The sequence below is a fragment of the Pseudoalteromonas sp. SG43-6 genome, from assembly GCF_014164365.1.
GTDB classification, from domain to species: Bacteria; Pseudomonadota; Gammaproteobacteria; order Enterobacterales; family Alteromonadaceae; genus Pseudoalteromonas; species Pseudoalteromonas rhizosphaerae.
The window spans coordinates 54,532-73,894 of record NZ_JACJEZ010000004.1 but is presented as its reverse complement, the minus strand read 5'-3'; the positions used below and the strand labels follow the sequence as shown (position 1 = coordinate 73,894).

At 39.0% G+C, this 19,363-nt stretch carries 17 protein-coding genes; 11 read left to right on the top strand and 6 right to left on the bottom strand.

Annotated features, from left to right (window positions below):
- The first annotated feature begins 26 nt into the window (after positions 1-26).
- From tusD to H5201_RS02555, 5 genes are read left to right on the top strand one after another with little or no spacing between them, the layout of a single operon-like run.
- On the top strand, positions 27-380 hold the full coding sequence (tusD, locus tag H5201_RS02575; RefSeq protein ID WP_149981050.1) for a sulfurtransferase complex subunit TusD: 354 nt from the start codon (positions 27-29) through the stop codon (positions 378-380).
- Complete coding sequence (tusC, locus tag H5201_RS02570; RefSeq protein ID WP_145233789.1) at positions 377-733, top strand: sulfurtransferase complex subunit TusC; 357 nt, start codon at positions 377-379, stop codon at positions 731-733. The genes tusD and tusC overlap by 4 nt, the downstream gene beginning before the upstream one ends.
- Positions 730-996, top strand: coding sequence for a DsrH/TusB family sulfur metabolism protein (locus H5201_RS02565; RefSeq protein ID WP_149981049.1), 267 nt, complete (start codon positions 730-732; stop codon positions 994-996). Before tusC ends, H5201_RS02565 begins: the two co-directional genes overlap by 4 nt.
- A gap of 3 nt (positions 997-999) precedes the next feature.
- Positions 1,000-1,329 carry a TusE/DsrC/DsvC family sulfur relay protein gene (locus tag H5201_RS02560; protein ID WP_145233784.1) on the top strand — a complete coding sequence of 110 codons (330 nt, stop codon included), beginning with the start codon at positions 1,000-1,002 and terminating at the stop codon, positions 1,327-1,329.
- A 2-nt stretch (positions 1,330-1,331) separates the two neighbouring features.
- The gene (locus H5201_RS02555; protein WP_182717880.1) at positions 1,332-2,009 is read left to right on the top strand and encodes a pseudouridine synthase; all 678 of its coding nucleotides are present in this window, start codon (positions 1,332-1,334) and stop codon (positions 2,007-2,009) included.
- A 58-nt stretch (positions 2,010-2,067) separates the two neighbouring features.
- Here the strand turns inward: H5201_RS02555 and H5201_RS02550 are convergent, their stop codons facing one another.
- A complete protein-coding gene (locus tag H5201_RS02550; RefSeq protein WP_182717881.1) occupies positions 2,068-3,351 on the bottom strand; it encodes a sensor domain-containing diguanylate cyclase in 1,284 nt (427 codons plus the stop codon).
- Positions 3,352-3,828: 477 nt separating this feature from the next.
- Here H5201_RS02550 and H5201_RS02545 point away from each other — a divergent pair, with 477 nt between their 5' ends.
- The 3 genes from H5201_RS02545 (at position 3,829) to H5201_RS02535 (ending at position 6,012) form a co-directional block, all read left to right on the top strand.
- Positions 3,829-4,404: a hypothetical protein gene (locus H5201_RS02545; RefSeq protein WP_182730960.1), complete on the top strand. Its 576-nt coding sequence runs from the start codon at positions 3,829-3,831 to the stop codon at positions 4,402-4,404.
- A gap of 92 nt (positions 4,405-4,496) precedes the next feature.
- Positions 4,497-5,411, top strand: a complete 915-nt coding sequence (locus H5201_RS02540; RefSeq protein WP_149981045.1) for a M14 family metallocarboxypeptidase — start codon at positions 4,497-4,499, stop codon at positions 5,409-5,411.
- A 175-nt stretch (positions 5,412-5,586) separates the two neighbouring features.
- Positions 5,587-6,012: a hypothetical protein gene (locus H5201_RS02535; protein WP_182717884.1), complete on the top strand. Its 426-nt coding sequence runs from the start codon at positions 5,587-5,589 to the stop codon at positions 6,010-6,012.
- A 1-nt stretch (position 6,013) separates the two neighbouring features.
- On the opposite strand, the gene ccoG is transcribed toward H5201_RS02535, so the two are convergent.
- Both ccoG and H5201_RS02525 read right to left on the bottom strand, forming a co-directional pair.
- Entirely contained in the window at positions 6,014-7,396 is a 1,383-nt protein-coding gene (ccoG, locus tag H5201_RS02530; protein ID WP_149981043.1) for a cytochrome c oxidase accessory protein CcoG, read from the bottom strand.
- A 141-nt stretch (positions 7,397-7,537) separates the two neighbouring features.
- Positions 7,538-8,956 (bottom strand): sigma-54-dependent Fis family transcriptional regulator, encoded by a 1,419-nt coding sequence (locus H5201_RS02525; protein WP_149981042.1) that lies wholly within the window; start codon positions 8,954-8,956, stop codon positions 7,538-7,540.
- Between the two features lie 387 nt (positions 8,957-9,343).
- Between H5201_RS02525 and H5201_RS02520 the strand changes: the two genes are divergently transcribed.
- Together H5201_RS02520 and H5201_RS02515 are read left to right on the top strand one after the other, a co-directional pair.
- Entirely contained in the window at positions 9,344-10,282 is a 939-nt protein-coding gene (locus tag H5201_RS02520) for an ABC transporter ATP-binding protein (RefSeq protein WP_182783639.1), read from the top strand.
- Positions 10,279-11,478 carry an ABC transporter permease gene (locus tag H5201_RS02515; protein WP_182783637.1) on the top strand — a complete coding sequence of 400 codons (1,200 nt, stop codon included), beginning with the start codon at positions 10,279-10,281 and terminating at the stop codon, positions 11,476-11,478. The genes H5201_RS02520 and H5201_RS02515 overlap by 4 nt, the downstream gene beginning before the upstream one ends.
- A 38-nt stretch (positions 11,479-11,516) precedes the next feature.
- Here H5201_RS02515 and H5201_RS02510 read toward each other — a convergent pair whose 3' ends face one another.
- Complete coding sequence (locus H5201_RS02510; protein WP_145233766.1) at positions 11,517-12,065, bottom strand: TIGR00645 family protein; 549 nt, start codon at positions 12,063-12,065, stop codon at positions 11,517-11,519.
- A 227-nt stretch (positions 12,066-12,292) separates the two neighbouring features.
- On the opposite strand from H5201_RS02510, the gene H5201_RS02505 reads away from it, so the two are divergent.
- The gene (locus H5201_RS02505) at positions 12,293-12,535 is read left to right on the top strand and encodes a hypothetical protein (protein ID WP_149981038.1); all 243 of its coding nucleotides are present in this window, start codon (positions 12,293-12,295) and stop codon (positions 12,533-12,535) included.
- A gap of 99 nt (positions 12,536-12,634) precedes the next feature.
- On the opposite strand, the gene topA is transcribed toward H5201_RS02505, so the two are convergent.
- Together topA and H5201_RS02495 are read right to left on the bottom strand one after the other, a co-directional pair.
- Entirely contained in the window at positions 12,635-15,355 is a 2,721-nt protein-coding gene (gene topA, locus H5201_RS02500) for a type I DNA topoisomerase (protein ID WP_182739243.1), read from the bottom strand.
- A 250-nt stretch (positions 15,356-15,605) separates the two neighbouring features.
- Complete coding sequence (locus tag H5201_RS02495; protein ID WP_182739242.1) at positions 15,606-19,280, bottom strand: Ig-like domain-containing protein; 3,675 nt, start codon at positions 19,278-19,280, stop codon at positions 15,606-15,608.
- Positions 19,281-19,363: the final 83 nt, after the last annotated feature.

Below are 19,363 nucleotides of genomic sequence, written 5' to 3'. Positions count from 1 at the left end.
TTAGGGGCTTTTTTATTGGAATAGTTTTGGCACGATTTGTACTTTCTCTGCACAGCGCACCATCGGATCATGATACCACGCAACGTTTGGTGAAATTTGCACAAGCATGTTTAACACAAGGGCATAACATTGATGCCATTTTTTTGTATCAAAACGGCGTTTTTCATGCCAGCGAGCAACTAGATTTGGCAGCTGATGAATTAGCGATTAATGCTTTATGGCAACAATTACATGAGCAAGGGATTCATCTTATGTTGTGTGTTACTGCTGCCGAAAAGCGTGGCCTTGATATAAATAATACCGGTGTTTTTGCAGTCGCAGGGTTAGCTGAGTTTGCAATGCTTGCCAGTGATGCGGATAAATGGGTGCAATTTAAATGATCAATGTATTAGTTTTAAGCCACCATAGTCCTTTCGATGATTTACATATTCGTGATGCATTAGATATGACATTAATATTCGCTGCTGTTGAGCAAAATATTAGTTGGTTATTTAGCGGCCCTGCGGTACTAGCCCTAAAAAAACATCAACAACCTGAGCATATAGGTTTAAAGAACTACTTTAAGACCATCAGAACGCTAGAAATTTACGATGTTGAAAACATTTATGTATGTGAAAAGTCTCTGCTCGAGTATGGCCTTGATAAACATAACTTGTTAGTAGAAGTAAAAGCGCTTAATTATCAGCAGCAAACTCAACTTATAGCCCAGCAACAACACATAGTGAACTTATGAGCACTTTACACATATTTTCCAAGCCACTTGGCTATTACAACACGGATCAATTAGTTAACCTGATCCAGTCAGCAGACAAAGTATTATTATTAAGTGACGCATGCTTTGCGATTGCCCAATTTAGACAGCTTGCAACGCACTTATTAATACTTGCTGATGACGCCAAGGTACGAGATATCACAATCAATCAGCCCGATCACTCGCTTAGTTATGACGACTTTGTCGCACTAACATTAGCAACATCTCACTCTATTACGTGGTAATACATGCTTGAATTTAATAATCAAATTATCGACACGGATAAACAAGGTTACTTACTTGATCACTCGTTATGGAGTGAACAATTAGCCTGCGTTATTGCCGAGCAAGAAAACATTGAATTAACCTCCCAACACTGGGAAGTGATTCATTTTGTGCGTAATTTTTATTTGGAGTACAACACCAGCCCAGCAATAAGAATGTTAGTTAAAGCAATGGCAAAAGCACTGGGTGAAGATAAAGGCAATAGTATTTATCTGTATACTCTTTTTCCTAAAGGCCCAGCTAAGCAAGCAACTAAAATTGCTGGCTTACCAAAACCCGCACGGTGCATCTAGCAATGACAATAGCTAAACCAAATAATACAGCAAAACGCCGAAATAGCGGCCGTAGCTATAATCGCGGTGCAATTACAACCAAAAAAGTGAATAACTCAATAAAGCGCGAGATAAAACCAGCCATTGCCGCCAGTGAGCGAAAAATTGTCTTATTTAATAAACCATTTGATGTGCTGTGCCAGTTTACTGATGAAGCAAACAGACAAACCTTAGCTGACTTTATTACCATTAAAGATGTATATGCTGCAGGACGATTAGATAGAGACAGTGAGGGCCTGCTATTGCTCACTAATTGTGGGAAATTACAAAACACTTTAACAGCGCCAAACAAAAAAACCAGTAAAACTTACTGGGCACAAGTTGAAGGTGAACCAACTGATGCAGCAATTAAACAACTGTGCCAAGGCGTCGAGCTCAAAGACGGATTAACATTACCAGCCGTTGTTAAACGCATAGATGAGCCAACTTTATGGCCACGTAATCCTCCCGTTAGAGAGCGAAAAAACATTCCAACCAGTTGGCTCAGTATTACCCTTACCGAAGGACGTAATCGCCAAGTAAGAAGAATGACAGCACATATTGGCCACCCTACTTTACGTTTAATCCGCTATCGTATTGGTGACTATACGTTAAAAGGAATTGATAATGGCCATTTTAAAATAATCGCAGATGAACTATAGCTGTGCTTGAGCGCAGCTATTTCAAATATGCCTAGTAGCGCTCAGCTGATTTTTTGTATCAATCTTCACTAACAACGATACAATTACGCCCTTGTCTTTTTGCTTGGTACAAAGCTTTATCTGCCGCATCAGCAAAATAGATATAATCGCCAGTTTGGGGATTATGCAAAGTTTTAATGCCCATGCTTAGTGTTATATAGCCAATATCTGTATATTCATGCTTAATAGCTAATTGATTAACTGCTTGCTGGATTTGTAATGCACTATGTAAAGCCTTTTTCGGATCAGCCTCTGGCAGTAACACCACAAATTCCTCACCGCCAAAACGGGCAACAAAGTCCTTTTCGTGATTCATCGTGGCCACTGCAATACATTGTGCAATTTGATACAAGCATTCATCGCCTTTAATATGACCGTAGTTATCGTTGTATTGCTTAAAATAATCAATATCGATTAAGATCATTGATAACGGCTTTATTTTTTTATTCATTAATTCAAGTTCATTGGCCAACTTCTCATCAAAACAACGTCGATTGGCAATTTGTGTTAATGAGTCTAAAAATGCCATGTCTCGAAGTGTATCTTCAGCAGCTAAATGCTGTGTTACATCCTTAAATATAGCTAAAAATTCGTGCCTAAAATATCTTCCCGAAATTTCCATCATTATATGGGAGCCATCTTTACAAGTAACACAATAAACTTGTGGTTCAATATCAGTATCATTTTCTAACGCAAAGCTAAGAGCTTGTTGCCACGTTTGTCGCACCCACATCAGATAATGTGGATCTGGGTAAGCATTAAGCCACCAATCATTAAGTGTTGGAATATCCTCAATAGTGTAACCGAACACATCTACAAAACGTTGGTTTATACGGATTATATTCTCGGTGAGCATACATACATTACACAACGGTATTGGCACTTGCGTAAATAAATTAACGTACTCACTCAAATCATGCTGGCGGGTTAGTGGTTTATTATCTTGCGTTGAGTAATCACTATTTTGCACGATAACAGCATTATTTTGACTCGTTTTTACGCGCATCGATAGCGCGAAATGCCATTCTTGCCACCAGGTTGCTAACTGTGAAACGAGAAAATACTCAGACTCACTTGAAGTTTTCAAATTCACGGCAACACTTTTAAGTAGGCAATCTACTTTACTATATTCAATTACTCCCAATTGTTGATAATTTAAAAGAATATTTTCAAAAAGCCTATACGCATCAACTCTTAAAATACTGCGCGTGTCATCAACCATCGCTGTTAATTGTGATTTAGAATTACCAGCATATTGTGCAATGAAGTTAATTATTGATTGTTGATAGAAAATATAGTCCATATACATTGCCCATTAATTACGTGTGCATAAAAACATGCACTTGGAAGTACACCAGAATAATTTAAAGGAATGTAAGCAGATGCAAATATTCGGCGTGAGAAAATTCGTAAAGAGTAGTTGATTAATGTAAACAATATAAAAGTGAAATCGCAATTTAAAAATACCCTTAATAACTTTATCAGGTCCAGTAATTTACGTTATTTTAGCAATAAAACTTAGCCACTGTTTATTAAACAAACAAAAAACTATCATGTAAGAATAAATAGGGGTAGATTTATCATCTGACAGTGTATAAAAGTGCTAGCTCTTATATATTTTAACAATCCAAAAAGACGACTTTGTGGCGCACAATATGCTTATTTTGTTAAATAACTCAAGTATGTTACTACACTGCCGTTATACATTATTGTATGAATAAACTCTCGACTTAAAATACGGTATTAACTACATTATCGCCCGCATGGGATTAGATGCTAAATGGATATGACCAATGAAGAACTAAATTTTATATCAGATCTTTTCCAAGTGACGGTTCCTTCAAAATTGAGGGACAATCATACACTGACATTACAAAGCTCTATCCCTGCCAATATTGCTGAATTACTAAATAATACAAAATTAACACTACTGGCTGAAGTTGGCGATTATCAATTATGGTTTCCACTTGAAATAAGAATTGATAAAACAGGCGTTGTAACCCCTGTATTAAGCGCACCAGAGGTCATCGACACACAAGGAATAAAGCGCTGTTGGCGTGGCGGGAACCTCAATATTCAGAGCCAAGACTTTGAAGTTGAATCAATCTCAAGTACTGGACTTTTTCTAAAATCAACGACTCAAAAAGCTCCTTTAGCGATTGAGCAACAGATAAAATTAACCCTTCCAAACAAAAAAAATATTACTATCGACATCAAACCGGTACGCTTTAGTAAGCGAGGCATGGCTGCCAAGATCACTCATATTCATCAAGGGAAAGAACATCTAAGGGCTTATTTATTTGAAGCCCATAAGCGCCAAAATGCCAATTTATATGAGTCCACAAACAGCTTATAAATATAATTCACAGTTGTGTATTAGTCGCAGCTAGTTGCAGTGAGGTTAGTACAGAGATAAGCTAAACCTTTATTGTAATAAATGAAGGTTCTATGAGCGAAAATAACTATCCAATAGGTACTCAAGGCACGCCTTGGAATGATAAAGATAAACAGTGCTGGTTTAACCTACAAACGATTAAACGTAGTTATCAATCTGAAGTTGTAACTTTAATCAACGAACTGGATAATGATTTCGAGGTTGAGCAATATGGTGCGCTCAGTTTTGATCCTACTCGCTACCCTCTTTTTATTATTAAATCAAAACAGTGGGCATCGAATAAACCGAGCATATTGATCACCGGTGGCGTACATGGCTATGAAACAAGCGGTGTTCATGGCGCATTACATTTTATGAAAACGCTAGGTATGAAATATGCTAAAGAGTTTAACTTACTGGTTGCTCCTTGTATTAGCCCGTGGGGATATGAAACCATTAATCGCTGGAACCCAGCAGCCATAGATCCAAACCGTTCGTTTTATTCACCAAGCCCAGCACCAGAGTCAGCAGCACTAATAAATTATATTAAAGCACAAAATATACCTTTATTAGCGCATATTGATCTGCATGAAACAACTGACACTGACAACAGTGAGTTTCGCCCTGCACTTGCGGCTCGTGATGGCAAGGTTAACACTAATTGGAATATTCCTGATGGTTTTTATCTTGTCGCTGATAGCAATAAACCTGAACCGCAATTCCAAAAAGCGATTATTGACACTGTTGCTAATGTGACTCAAATTGCCCCCAGTGATGAAAACAATCAACTCATTGGAGTGCCATTAGAACAACATGGTGTGATCAATTATGCAGCACGAGAACTCGGTTTATGCATGGGCTTTACAGATGCACAGTATGTCACGACGACAGAAGTGTACCCAGATAGTCCGACGGCAACAGATGAGCTATGTATTACAGCACAGGTGGCTGCAATTAAAGGTGCATTAGATCACCTGCTTACAAAATAATTATGACTAGGGTCTATTGGTAATTATATTTAGGCCCTATTCTGACATTTTTAATCTGGTTATATATTAATCACTGATTAATTAATGCAAATTTATAAAAAATTAAAAAATACCTAGACTCCGCGTTTTAATTGTATAAAATTCGCGCTCTTAAATTTTCTTACAAGGAAGCACGTTGAAATTTAGCAATAAACATGGACAGGTTAGTTTACACCGCGAGCAAAATATAATCATTGCTAATTTTTGCGGGAATCTTAATGCAAGTTTAGTAACCTCATTTAGCAATTGCTTATTTGAGCAGGTTAGTCAGCTTGCCAATAAACCATGGGGATATATCAGTGATTCTCAAAATTTGTTGGCTGCAACTCCTCAGGCAGAGCAACAACTTACAGTGTTGGCCTCTGCCATGGTTCGTAATGGATGTATTGCTAGCGCTTATATTTTTGATTCAGCTATCGTAATCAATCAAATGCAACGCATTATTCACAATGCAGGCCTTAGCGTGGATATTCGTCACAGCTTGTTTAAAAGTTTAGCGCAAGCTAAAACCTTTATTAACCAAACAATGAACGATAAAGCAGCTCAGTTTCACTCTGTGTAAATTAGTTACGATAAAACACACTGCTTATTGATGTATTAATGCTGCTATCTTCTTCGGCTGTGATCACAAAATCAAGTTCATTGAGCTTACTTGGTAAATCATAGCCATCGGCAACCACAGTGACCGGGATGCGCTTCATTTGACCAGGCTCGACAGCTGTAAGTTGAGGACTCTGTAACTTAGCCACATCAAGACCGGTAATCGCTACTCGGTAATGCACTAACTGCTGTGTTTTATTAATTATTGTCAAGGTGTAAGGGTTTTCAACTAAGCCCTCATAATTTACTCGATATAATGCATTACGATCACGCAGTACTGACACTTCGATTGGCGTGCGTTGAACTAACCACGCTAACATACTGACCATTAATAAAACCGTGAGTGCGCCATAACCAACCAGTTTCAACCGGTATGGATTAGTTTGCTCGCCAGCCATCTGCTTTTCGCTTGCGTACTTGATCAAGCCTTTTTGATAGCCAAACTTATCCATTGTGTCATCGCATGCATCGATACATAAACCACAGTTAATACATTCATATTGTAAGCCGTTACGAATATCAATCCCTGCAGGGCACACTTCCACACATAAATTGCAATCTACGCAATCACCTAAATCTAAGGCTTTAGGATCGGCCTTACGTTTACGTGGACCACGACTTTCCCCACGCGCACTATCGTAAGTGACAAGTAATGTATCTTTATCAAACATTACAGCCTGAAACCGTGAGTATGGACAAGCAATGGTGCACATTTTTTCTCTTAAGAAACCGGCATTTCCATAAGTACAAAAGGCAAACAAAAATACCCAAAAACTAGTGATGCCCGACCATTGCAGAGTAAACATATCCCCATACAAGCTTTTAGCCGGAATAAAGTAAGCCATAAATGACGTTGCTGTAAACAATGATATGATTAACCAAGCGCTGTGCTTGATTGTTTTTTTCTGCCATTTTGATAACGTCCACGCGGATTTATCTAACTTTATACGTTGATTACGTGTTCCCTCTATACGTTGCTCCACCCATGAAAACATCAGCATCCAAATTGTTTGTGGGCATGTATATCCACACCATACCCGGCCAAGCCAATTGGTAACAAAAAACAACGCAAAAGCGCCTAACATAAATAACAACGCCAAGATCATAAAATCTTGGGGCAGTAAGGTCAGCCCAAAAATAGCAAACTTTTGACTCGCAACATCTAGCAATACCGCTTGCTGGCCTTTGTATGGGATCCAAGGAATAAGAATGAATGTAAGCATGAGTAACCAACCAAGGTTACGGCGAATACGCTGGAAAAATCCTTTTTGCTCACGGATATAAATAGGCCCTTCATGCTTATAGGGCTTGATGATCATATCTTCTTCTTTAATATCAAATTTCATAATAACTACTTACTGTGACGGTTAGGCCTGTAAGTTTGCAAGTTTCAGACCAAACTGAAATTAAATTAAGCAACTGAATATTAATGAATTTTTATTTAATAAATTCGCTAAAATCGCGATATTTAGCGAGTGTCGTGATATTTAACGATTTTTACGGATCATCAACTTGCGCATTTTTGATCGTAACGTACTCTCCGGCATGCCTAATTTAACTGCCGCGCCTTGACTGCCAGAAATTTGCCAATTTGATAGCTCTAATACTGCGATGATATGCTGTCTCTGCGCTTCGTCAAGGCTCAGATCCGTGTTTAGGTTAGCGCTAGCATTGGCATCAAGTGGTTGCGATAACTGCAATACAGACTGCTTTGATAAAATAGCCTCTCGCTCTAGTACATTCTGTAATTCACGAATATTACCCGGCCAATCATACGCTTGTAGCTGTGTTATGGCTTTTTCACTGAGTCCTTTGAGCTGTTTACCAAGACGTTTATTTAATTGCGCAATCAAATTACTACACAAGTATGGGATATCTTCTTTACGCGCTTTCAGTGGTGGAACTGTTATTGGAAATACATTTAGTCGATAATATAAATCTATTCTAAAGCATCCTGACTGCACCATTGCCCATAAGTCACGATTAGTCGCAGCAATTACACGAATATTAACTTTACGTGTTTGGCTACTGCCAACACGTTCAAATTCATGCTCTTGCAATACCCGTAACAACTTACTTTGCGCTTCAAGAGCAAGCTCTCCAATTTCGTCTAAAAAAATGGTGCCATTATTAGCCAACTCAAAACGTCCTTTACGATGCTCCTTAGCCCCCGTAAAAGCCCCCTTTTCATGACCAAATAACTCAGATTCAAGTAAGCTTGGCGTAAATGCGGCGCAATTGACCTTAATAAAGGATTGCCCACTGCGCCCACTTAAGCGATGTAAGTTACGAGCGACTAATTCTTTACCTGTGCCGTTCTCACCTAAAATCAACACAGTGCTATCGGTCGGGCTAACAAGTTTTATTTGCTCAAGCATGGTTTGAAATACGTGGCTTTTGCCTACCAAACCAGACTCTTGCCAATCTTCATTAAGTTCTGCTATCAAATAGCTATTTTGCTCTTTTAATTGCTCACTTAAGTGATTCACTTGCGCTAAAGCATCACGCAGTGCGTGCTCTGTCTGGTGTTGTTTTGATACATCGCGAAATATCGCGACAGCGCCGATCAACTGATTATTTTTATAAACGGGTGTAGATGTATATTCTACCGCAAAACAGCTGCCGTCTTTACGCCAAAATACCTCATCTTTAACATGGCGATGCTTGCCGTCAAACATAGTGCAATAAATCTGGCATTCATCTGCTGGATATGGCCGCCCGTCAGCATGGCTATGATGATGGTACTGATGAATTTTTTTACCCAGCAACTCATCTGCATGCCATCCAGTCATGCGTTCAGCAGCGGGGTTTACAAATACCGCATTACCACTTAAATCAAAGCCATATATTCCCTCACCAACAGCGTTGAGTAATAAAGTTGGATCGTCTAAAAACTGTTTTATCATTGCTTACACCGAATTCGCGAAATATCGCGTTCATTATGCCTATAATGGCGAAGATTTGCACCCTAAGTGACTAAATCATACCGCTCATTAAAGCGAAACTATCCGTCGTTTTGCTTCATCATGAACCGCATCTAAAGTAACTGTAAGACTACAGCACTCATTATTAATCAATTGAAAATAATATTAATAAATACCCAACTATCATCAAGGAAAAGTTAATCAACTTGTAATTTTACTATATTAGCTTTGCAAATATGTATTAACTGCAGTGTCTGCACACTTCTTATTTAATTATTGCATAATCTTTGCTTACAATTTCATCTCTGGTAGTAGTTACATTCTTGGTTGTAACCGATTAAACTCAAAAAAACAATATTGTAGGGTCACATGTCGTTAATTATTAACAACCTTGAAAAACACTATAAAACGGTTACTGCGGTGAATAAGCTGTCATTTGATGTGCAACCAGGAGAGATTTTTGCTTTACTTGGCCCCAATGGTGCGGGGAAATCATCATTAGTAAAAATGATCGTTGGTTTTTCTTCTCCAGATAGTGGCTCTATTCAACTCAATGATGCAGGACAAGCGTATTCATCGATTCCGGCACACTTACTGGGCTATCTACCAGAAGACCGAGGTCTCTATCCAGAAAAAACAATAAAACAAAACCTACAATTTTTTGCAGCATTACACGGCGTAAAAGATAGCGAATTTACGCAGCGCTGTGACTATTGGTTAGCGAAGTTTAATTTAACTTCGCGCTTGAATGACCCCTTAAAATCACTTTCTAAAGGGAACCAACAAAAAATCCAATTGATCACTGCAATTTTACATAAGCCCAAATGGGTGATTTTAGATGAGCCATTTTCTGGCTTAGATCCTATTAACCAGGAATTAGTTGTTGAATTTTTAGCGCAATTAAAACAGCAAGGCATGACCGTTATTTTAAGTGCACATCAGATGGCGATGGTAGAAAAACTTGCTGATCGGGTATTGCTATTAAATCAAGGTGAAAGTGTTTTATACGGCAAACTCAGTAATATACTTCAAAGCGCGCAAAATAATAGTATTCAAGTCGTATTCAACGATCCAATTAATCAAACTTACTTTGAGCAACTATGTGAACATTATTGTGTTGAGCAAATAAAAGTACAGCAACTAACTATCACCCTAAAGCAACACCAATCACTTAACCAGTTACTTCCTCAGTTAATCAGCATCGGGGAAATATGTGAATTCAAAAATAAAGCTCAGTCACTGCATGCAATTTATTTACACGCAGTAGCTGAGCATAACGCTAAACTGGATCAAGGAACGACGCTATGAATAAATCATCACTTACACAGCAACAGCTCTGGATTGTTGCAAAATGGGAGTTCTTGCATTTTTTTAAATTAAAACAAGAAATTATTTCGAAGTTGATCATGCTCGCTATTGCTGGAGTTATTTATTTTTTTGCCACTGCAAACAGTCAACTTGAACAAGGTTATCATTTAGCAAGCAACCTCGAGTTTAGCGTCAAAACAGAGCCTACATCGACACAATTTAAGTTTACCAAACATGATGATTTAACTGCCATCATTGCAAATTTAGCTGAGGATACTGGCTATGATGGCGTACTTAAGTTTGACCAAGCGACTCACTCATATACGTTAATAACGGCTGTAAAATCAGCATGGCAAACAACATTGCAATCGCTCCTTAGAGCGCAATTGCAACAAGCTCAATTTGATAGCTTAGGCTTAAGCGAGCAACAACGACTAGGATTGACGAAAAATATTTCAATTGAACATAGGGTACTTGACGAGCTTTTGAAAAATCAAGCTGATCGTAGTCAAACATACACAGCATTTGGGGTACTGATATTATTATTTGTTGCGATGTTTGGGATCTTTGGCCAACTCTTTGTCAGTATTACCGGTGAAAAGCAAAACCGCGTAACGGAGCAATTGCTAGCCACCATGACACCACAAACATGGATAGATGGTAAGCTACTTGGGCAAATATTACTTGCAGTAAAAACCATGATTGGCACCTTGCTATCGATTATTTTATCGATGCTATTTTTTACTGTTATCATTAAACAACAAGCCCTCAATTTAGACTTTATTAATTGGTCATTACTGCCTTGGTTGTTAGCCTATGCGATTGTAGGTCTTGGCATCTGCGCTGCATTTATGGCTGCGATCGCAGCGGGTATTGATGATCCTAATCACAGTAGTAAAAGTGCCTTAATGATGCTGCCATTGGCACCTATTGTGATTGCATTTTTTGTTATCGATGCACCAAACAGTGTTTTAACAATCGTGCTTAGTTACTTGCCGATCACGGCATTTGCGGTTATGCCGGTGCGTATGTCATTAGTTGAAATACCAATTTGGCAAGCACTCTTATCCCTGCTTCTCAGTATTGGCTGTTTTTATTACTTACGTGTATTTGCCGCTCGTATTTTTAAAATGGGTATGAATATGTACGCAAAAGAACCGAGTTTAAAGGCTATGTGGTTGAGTATCTTTAAATAACAAAACATATAGGCAGATAGCGTTGCGTTATCTGCTATTTAATGATTGTGAGTTTTGCTATTTATAAAATCAGTGAGAGCAAATAGCACACCTGATATCACAAAAGTAACATGAATTATTACTTTCCACATCAATTCATCACTTGAGTGACTAGTAGAGCTTATAAACACCTTTAACAGTTCGACTGCAGAAATGGCAACAATTGCGCTGATCAATTTCATTTTAAGACCAGAAAAACCTACTTTACCCATCCATGCAGGGCGATCTTCATGATTACCAATATTTAATTTAGAAACAAAATTTTCATAGCCACTAAAAATAATTATTAATAATAATCCTGCCAGTAATGCGGTATCAACCAAGGTCAAAATACCCACCAGTAGTTGCTCATTAGTAGCGCTAAATGTATTTATCGCCATTTGATACAGGTATTTAAAAAACTTCAAAAGTAACAGTACAATTGCAACGAGTAAGCCTATAAAAAAGGGAGCTAGTAGCCAGCGGGCTCGAAAAATAAAGCTTTCAACAAACTGTTCTAGTTTAGATGCAACACGAGGTGTGGTGTCAGGTAGTTGGCTTTGAGACATAATTATTCCTAAATTGATAGCTGGCGTAAGATAGCATTGATTAACATAAGTTTCTCATTATTTTACCGTCTCTTATTACATTATATTTGTCTTTACGATAAAAATATTTCGTTATCTTTTATTGTCATTTCGTTTAAGAATCACTTACCAACAGCATGTTGCTTGATTGGATCACTGTTGTTTTTGAATATAAAACAGCAGTCACTACATTTTTTAGGAATACACGAATGAAAAAAGCATTGCTAGCGCTTATCGTAGCGCCATTATTTGCAGTTTATGCAACTTTTGCTGTTGCTGACGATGCTGTTGAAGCTTCCGCCGAAACAATTAAAGAATACACTGAGATGTGTTTAAACTGGGCTAAAGACGACGACATCAGCAATGAAGAGCTTAAACCATACGTACTAAAGTGCGTAAATGATGAACTTGAATCAGAAGGCTATAAAAAAGTCACTGACGTAAAAATCTAACGTCAAAAATGCCTCTAAAGGCATAATTTTTGATATAAAAAAACCGGAATTGACACAAGAGTGTGCATTCCGGTTTTTTTGTTTTCAGAGCTTAGTATTCTACTCAGCGTCCTTTTTTGTTTTTGCAGCGGCTTTTTTAGGTGCGGCTTTCTTGACTGTTGCCTTTTTAGCGGCTGGTTTTTTCTTAGGTGCGGCTTTCTTCTTTGCCTCTTCAACCCACTTTCCTGCATTGAAATGTGCAGTCCAGCCTGTTGCTTTACCGTCAACCTCAGTCATTACATATTGTTCTTTATTCTTACGGCTATAACGAACAATTGCTAAGTTACCATCAGGATCTTTTACTGGTGCATCAGCTAGATAATAAAACTTAGGTGAAATACGATCTCTAAAACGCTGTAACTCTTCCACTTTAGGGGCACGAGTTTCACGTGATTTAGGGAAGGTATTCGCTGCTAAGAAAATACCTGCAGCGCCGTCACGTAGCACAAAGTATGCATCAGATTTTTCACACTCTAACTCTGGTAACTGAACAGGGTCTTCTTTTGGTGGCGCTGCTTCGCCGTTACGCAGTAATTTACGGGTGTTTTTACACTCATCATTACTACAGCCAAAGTATTTACCAAAGCGCCCTGATTTAAGCTGCATATCTGATGAGCATTTATCACATTCAATGATAGGGCCATCATAGCCTTTAATTTTAAACGTGCCCTGCTCAACGACATAACCCTTACAAGCAGGGTTATTACCACAAACATGTAATTTACGAGTTTCATCTATCAGGTATGAATCCATTGCCGTTTCACAAATTGGGCAACGCTTCATTTGCATCAATGTTTCGGTTTCGACATCTTCAACGTCAGCGGCAACCGCTTCATCACCTGACACTAAGTTCATAGTGGTAGTACAACGTTCTTTTGGCGGTAAATTATAGCCTGTACAGCCTAAGAAAACGCCAGTAGAAGCTGTTCGAATACCCATTTTTCTGCCACATGTTGGACAGTCAATATCAGTTTCGACCATTTCATTTTTACGCATCCCACCTTCATCTTCTTCACCACTGGCTAAAGTCAGTTGTGTAGAAAAATCAGCGTAAAACTTGTCAAGTACCTGTGTCCAGACACGCTCACCTTCAGCGATATCATCTAACCGGCCTTCCATTTTTGCAGTAAAGTCAAAGTTCATCAGATCAGTAAAGTTCTCAACTAAACGATCGGTGACAATTTCACCCATTTTTTCTGCAAAGAAACGACGGTTTTCAACACGGACATATCCACGATCTTGTATCGTTGAAATAATTGATGCATAGGTAGATGGACGACCAATACCACGTTTTTCAAGTTCTTTTACTAAACTCGCTTCACTAAAGCGTGCTGGCGGCTTAGTAAAATGCTGTTTTGGATCAAGTTCAACAAGGCTTAATATCTCGCCTTCTTTAATAGCTGGTAGTGATTGATCTTCTTCGTTCTTTTTTCGAACTGCTGGTTGTACTTTAGTCCAACCATCAAAACGTAACACCCGTCCTTTGGCTCTTAATTGGAAATCGGCGGCAGTAACAGTTAATGTTGTTAAGTCATATTCAGCAGGGACCATTTGACACGCAACAAATTGACGCCAAATTAATTCATAAAGCTTTTTAGCATCCGGGTCTACGCCATCTAGGTGACCAGATAATACAGTAACACTTGAAGGACGGATCGCCTCATGCGCCTCTTGTGCATTGCCTTTTGAACTATAACTAATAGCTTCTTTTGGTAAATACTTATCACCAAACTGCTGCGAAACATACTCGCGACACATTGCAACTGCATCTTTCGACAAGTTGGTTGAGTCAGTTCGCATATAGGTGATATAACCTGCTTCATACAAACGTTGCGCTAACATCATGGTCTTTTTAACGCCATAGCCTAAACGCGTACTCGCAGCTTGTTGCATTGTTGAAGTAATTAGTGGCGCACTAGGACGACTTTTACTTGGCTTTTCCTCAACACTAACAACTTTATATTCAGCTTGCTCTAAAGATGCAGTAGCTGCCATAGCTTGCGCTTCATTGACTGGCTTAAAGGCTTTATCACCTTGTTTGAACACCTCTAAACGAAGTGCCGACTCGGTATTTTTCACATCGGCATGAATATCCCAGAACTCTTCAGGAATAAACGCTTTAATTTCACGCTCGCGCTCAACTAACAAACGTACTGCGACAGACTGTACTCGTCCAGCGGATAAACCACGGGCAACTTTTTGCCACAATAATGGCGATACCATAAAGCCTACAACACGATCTAAAAAGCGACGAGTCTGCTGGGCATAGACCATGTCGGTATTTAGCTCACCAGGGGCCTCAAAGGCGGCCTGAATGGCATTTTTAGTTATCTCATTGAATACGACACGCTTATACTTTTCTGGCTCTCCACCGATAATTTCTTGCAGGTGCCAAGCAATCGCTTCTCCTTCCCTATCCAAATCCGTTGCGAGATAGATTTGGTCAGCGTTTTCAGCGAGCTTTTGTAATTCTTGAACAACTTTTTCTTTACCTGGTAATACTTCGTAATGTGGCTCCCAGCCTTTATCTGGATCAATCCCCATTCGAGCTACTAAATTTGTATAATCACGCTGTTTTTTGTACGCGGCCTTTTCTTCTGGTGCCATTTTACGTACTTCTGCAGGTGTTTTTACAGCAGCCGTTTTGGTTTTGCCTGAACCGGAGGTAGGAAGATCTCGTACATGCCCAATAGAGGACTTGACGATAAAATCGTTTCCTAAATATTTATTAATTGTTTTAGCCTTAGCAGGAGACTCTACAATTACTAGCGATTTGCCCATAGTTGCCTATTTCTAACCAAGTATTTTAAATGTGTTTTGCCCATTTACGGGCGCGAATATTTATAGGTATATCTACAAACACCAATTGTTACAAGCTTTTAATACAAACTTTTCTGCTTTTAATGAATAATTAAACAATTATTGTCGTTAATTTAGACAAAACGGTGTTTTAAGGTATTTGCAGTGGAATATATAGAATAGCAACAAAAATGCCAACCTTATGGTTGGCATTTTTTAAAACTAAACAATCTTAAGGTACTTTTGGATCATCTCTAACTGATACAGATAAAGATGAAACTAATCCTGATGGTGCTGTTGTTTTAATTTCTAAAAAGCCACTTGTGATATCATTGCGATTATCTGCAGGCTCACGACCAAGCGCAAATGATAAGCTAACCGGAACCCGACTCGTTGTATTCGGGAAGGCATAATTTTCTGGCTCGCCACTGAGTACACCATTATCCGTTAATATCGTTACTCCTGTACCTACAGGCAATGGATTATTAAATATATCAGCAATAAACACGGTCAAATTAATACTCTCTTGGCCGGTAGCTGACGTTAAATCCACTTCAGTTATTTGACACATTTTTTGGCTAGTTAAATCATTTTGTACCTTACGTACTAAGTTACTATTTATGTCACTATTAACATGTACTTCTGTAGCAGTTACGCCTTGTACATCAGTACATTCGTCGGCATATGTTACCAATCTAAAGTGAGCGTTATCACTCGACATTACGATCTCTTGATTTTGAAATACATTTATCATTTCTCGTGTACATATACCTGCTGCATCATCTTCTGGGCGACACAATAAGCCATTGTATAAACCATTTTGTTGAGTCCACTGGGCATTGCCATCAAAATCTATAAATTCCTCAAATTCATCCCCTGCAGAATTAGCCGCAGAGCACAGTTCAGCTGCGGTTTCACAATTTTTTCCACCAAATGTTCCATCTTCATTATTATCAATAAAGGCTTCTGGCTTATCAAAAAGATCATCAAAGAAGTCTTCTTCATCAAAATAACCATTGCCATTTAAATCAGAAAATGTTTCTTCACCTATAGCATAAGCGAGTACCGTTGCTCTCCCGCCTAAAGGTAAGTCAAACGCTGTATTATCATTATTTTTAATACCAAGCGGACATGGTAGTCCACTATCGCATTTATCTGCGATAGTATTTCCGTAAAAGCTGCGAGTAATTCCGCCCTCAACTATAAACTCAGCAAACGGCCGTGGGTTGCTACTACGCCACTTAACTGAACATCCCCCGTTAGATGTAGTACAACTGGGCTCAATAACCCCACCTTCGGTAATAAAACTAACCGCAGTTCCATCGGGCACTGGATTGTTAAAATGGTCAGCTAAGCGAACATTAACATCGACTTCAGTGCCATCAACATTTAAACCATGCACATTAAATTGCGAACGAGATAGTGAAAAACTATTTTGGTCAGCAATACCAGTGCTGACCACTAAAACATCAGATGGTGCTGTTACAATTACATTCTCACCATCAACGTTTTGCTCACTGGAAGCTATCACTTTGACTGGCGTTGGCACTACTCCTGATTGCACAACAGTTTGTACTACACCATCAGCATCAGTGAAACCTGATAACTGACCTAACTTCAATCCACCGACTTCCGTTGCTAACTTAAAGTTTACAGTTCGAGCTGGGAGTACATTGCCATTTTCGTCAATTAACCTAAAGCGAACAACAGAGGTTTCTTTTCTGTTTGCGCCGCCGGTACCTTTAAGCGCAATAACTGGTTCAGATACATCTAAAAACTCTAAAGAGCCAACATTTGCAGCAGAGACGTTCACTACCGTAGAAGCAGAAACAGTATTACCACCAGTAATAACTGTTGCTGTTATTAAGTCAGCGCCAACACAACCTTGTGCTCTATATGTTGAACGCGCAACACCACCGATACTAGTCACACTGGCATCTATAACAGCTAGGCCTGCATCAACACAACCTGATGTAAACTCAACAGATAATGGAGAAACGAAGGTTTCTCCATTTTTGCTCAGGTTTACTGAGATTAAAGCGGTTGAACCTGCTGATAAAACTTCTGATTCTGCCAAAGAACTATTGATACTAACATCAACATCTACTGCTGATATTTGAAATGCTTTTTTTATAGAGCTTTGAAGAACAGTAACTGTTATCTCGCCTGCACCTACATCCCTTCCAGGCACAAGGTCCAATAGTGCGATACCATTCTCATTTGATATAGCAGTACCAGTGCTTGGTGAAATAGCGCCAATAGTCGTCGTTGCAGTTACAAGAGTTTGTGCTAATGGCGTTGTTGATCCTTGCTTTGTTAATTCAATAAACACGATTGCTGCATCTTCGCCCGATATGCTCGTTGTTTCCTCGCATAAGTTAGGGTCTCGCGTCGTTCTAAAATCAGATTGGCAATTAATCAAAATTTTAAAAGCGATATCAGCATTATTTTGATTTGGGTCTATCGCATCCCCCCGAGTATAAAAGCCAATGGAAGACTCTACAGCTTCATATTGGGCTGTTATAAGCCCCGCCCCTTCAATAGTTCCTGTCGTGATATTGAGCGTAGCGACACCATCTTGATTTGTAAGTGCAGTGCCCGAGCTTGGCAGTAAACTACCAAGCGTCGAGGTAAAACTCACCACTCTATTGACTACGGGGTCACCATTTGAGTCTGTAACTCTTGCTTTGATAATACCGCTCTGCTGTGCATTAATTTCATTCGTGTCAGATAAGTTTACAGATGAAGTAAGGCTTAAATTGACATTAAAGTCTTCTGACACGCCTTGAACTGGAGCATCACCCGCAGCAGTATAAGTATAAGCATTCGAATTAATAACTTGCTGCGACTCAGAAAGATAACTAGCAGAAATGTTACCTGCTCCCGCTTCAGAACCTGTAAGTAAATCAAGTTTAGCAATACCTTCGCTGTTGGTCATAGCGGTACCATTTGAAGGGTTTAGAATACCAAAACCTGACACATTAAACTGTATTAGCTTAAAGGCCGCCGGCTGTTGATTTAATAGCAATTTAGCTTGAGCTACTGATGGTTCTGAAAAAGTAACGTTTCGTGTTGCGGTGTTATCTGATGAAAGTAAAGTAACAACCAAATCTGCTGAGGCACTTGCGTCTATGAGGGTCTCAAAGCTAAATGGTTGTGAAGTTATTGTTTCCCCATTATGAGTATACGTTGCTGTTGCTTCTCCAGCTCCGATGACATCACCAGCGGATAATTCAACCGTTGCTATACCAAGGTTGTTAGTTAAAGCCGTTCCAGAAGAAGGCGTTATTTCACCTATATTGTCAGCTAGATTAAAAGTGATTCTAACATTCGATAAAGGCTCTCCTTGTTGCTTTAATGTTGCTTGTAAATCCAGACTATTCAAAGTAGTAACTGTATTAGTAGGCTCTGCAGTTAATTGAGATAGTCCTTTCAAACTAAGTGTAAATGCACCTTGGTTACTTTCTCCTTGCCCACCCGTAGATGTAAAAGCAAAACTGCTATTAACATTGATGTCATTGCCGGTGTAAGTCGCCGTTATCTCACCAGCGCCTGCTTGTAGTCCAGCTGAAAGCTCAACAGTGGCTATCCCTTCGCTATTGGTAAGTGCAGAATTTAAATTTACAGCACCTATATTATCAGCCAAGGTAAAAGTGATTCTTTGCCCACTTGCCGGCTCATTATTTTTTAATAGAGTTATCTTTATATCTATCGGATCAGCTTCGGTTACTGCATTAATAGTTTCATCGCTTGCTTTTACGTAACCCTGAACAGATAAGGTATAAATGGGATCAGCAGTAGTACCATCATCAATTGTTCCACCGTCCTTTTCAAGTGTTCCACCGCCACCACACGCGGTGATAAAAAAACTCAACAGTATGACACTGAGCCATCGCATTAAAGGCATTGCCCTCTCCCTAGCGTTTGTAATTAATTATTTAAATATAAAATTTACCCAATATTAACCTATATCAAGCTTTAAAATCACAA

What these genes read in the sequence shown, in the direction of transcription:
- tusC (WP_145233789.1), top strand. Translation starts at nt 377, where the DNA reads ATGATCAATGTATTAGTTTTAAGCCACCATAGTCCTTTCGATGATTTA.
- H5201_RS02565 (WP_149981049.1), top strand. Translation starts at nt 730, where the DNA reads ATGAGCACTTTACACATATTTTCCAAGCCACTTGGCTATTACAACACG.
- H5201_RS02560 (WP_145233784.1), top strand. Translation starts at nt 1,000, where the DNA reads ATGCTTGAATTTAATAATCAAATTATCGACACGGATAAACAAGGTTAC.
- H5201_RS02555 (WP_182717880.1), top strand. Translation starts at nt 1,332, where the DNA reads ATGACAATAGCTAAACCAAATAATACAGCAAAACGCCGAAATAGCGGC.
- H5201_RS02550 (WP_182717881.1), bottom strand. Translation starts at nt 3,351, where the DNA reads ATGGACTATATTTTCTATCAACAATCAATAATTAACTTCATTGCACAA.
- H5201_RS02545 (WP_182730960.1), top strand. Translation starts at nt 3,829, where the DNA reads ATGGATATGACCAATGAAGAACTAAATTTTATATCAGATCTTTTCCAA.
- H5201_RS02540 (WP_149981045.1), top strand. Translation starts at nt 4,497, where the DNA reads ATGAGCGAAAATAACTATCCAATAGGTACTCAAGGCACGCCTTGGAAT.
- ccoG (WP_149981043.1), bottom strand. Translation starts at nt 7,396, where the DNA reads ATGAAATTTGATATTAAAGAAGAAGATATGATCATCAAGCCCTATAAG.
- H5201_RS02525 (WP_149981042.1), bottom strand. Translation starts at nt 8,956, where the DNA reads ATGATAAAACAGTTTTTAGACGATCCAACTTTATTACTCAACGCTGTT.
- H5201_RS02520 (WP_182783639.1), top strand. Translation starts at nt 9,344, where the DNA reads ATGTCGTTAATTATTAACAACCTTGAAAAACACTATAAAACGGTTACT.
- H5201_RS02515 (WP_182783637.1), top strand. Translation starts at nt 10,279, where the DNA reads ATGAATAAATCATCACTTACACAGCAACAGCTCTGGATTGTTGCAAAA.
- H5201_RS02510 (WP_145233766.1), bottom strand. Translation starts at nt 12,065, where the DNA reads ATGTCTCAAAGCCAACTACCTGACACCACACCTCGTGTTGCATCTAAA.
- H5201_RS02505 (WP_149981038.1), top strand. Translation starts at nt 12,293, where the DNA reads ATGAAAAAAGCATTGCTAGCGCTTATCGTAGCGCCATTATTTGCAGTT.
- topA (WP_182739243.1), bottom strand. Translation starts at nt 15,355, where the DNA reads ATGGGCAAATCGCTAGTAATTGTAGAGTCTCCTGCTAAGGCTAAAACA.
- H5201_RS02495 (WP_182739242.1), bottom strand. Translation starts at nt 19,280, where the DNA reads ATGCCTTTAATGCGATGGCTCAGTGTCATACTGTTGAGTTTTTTTATC.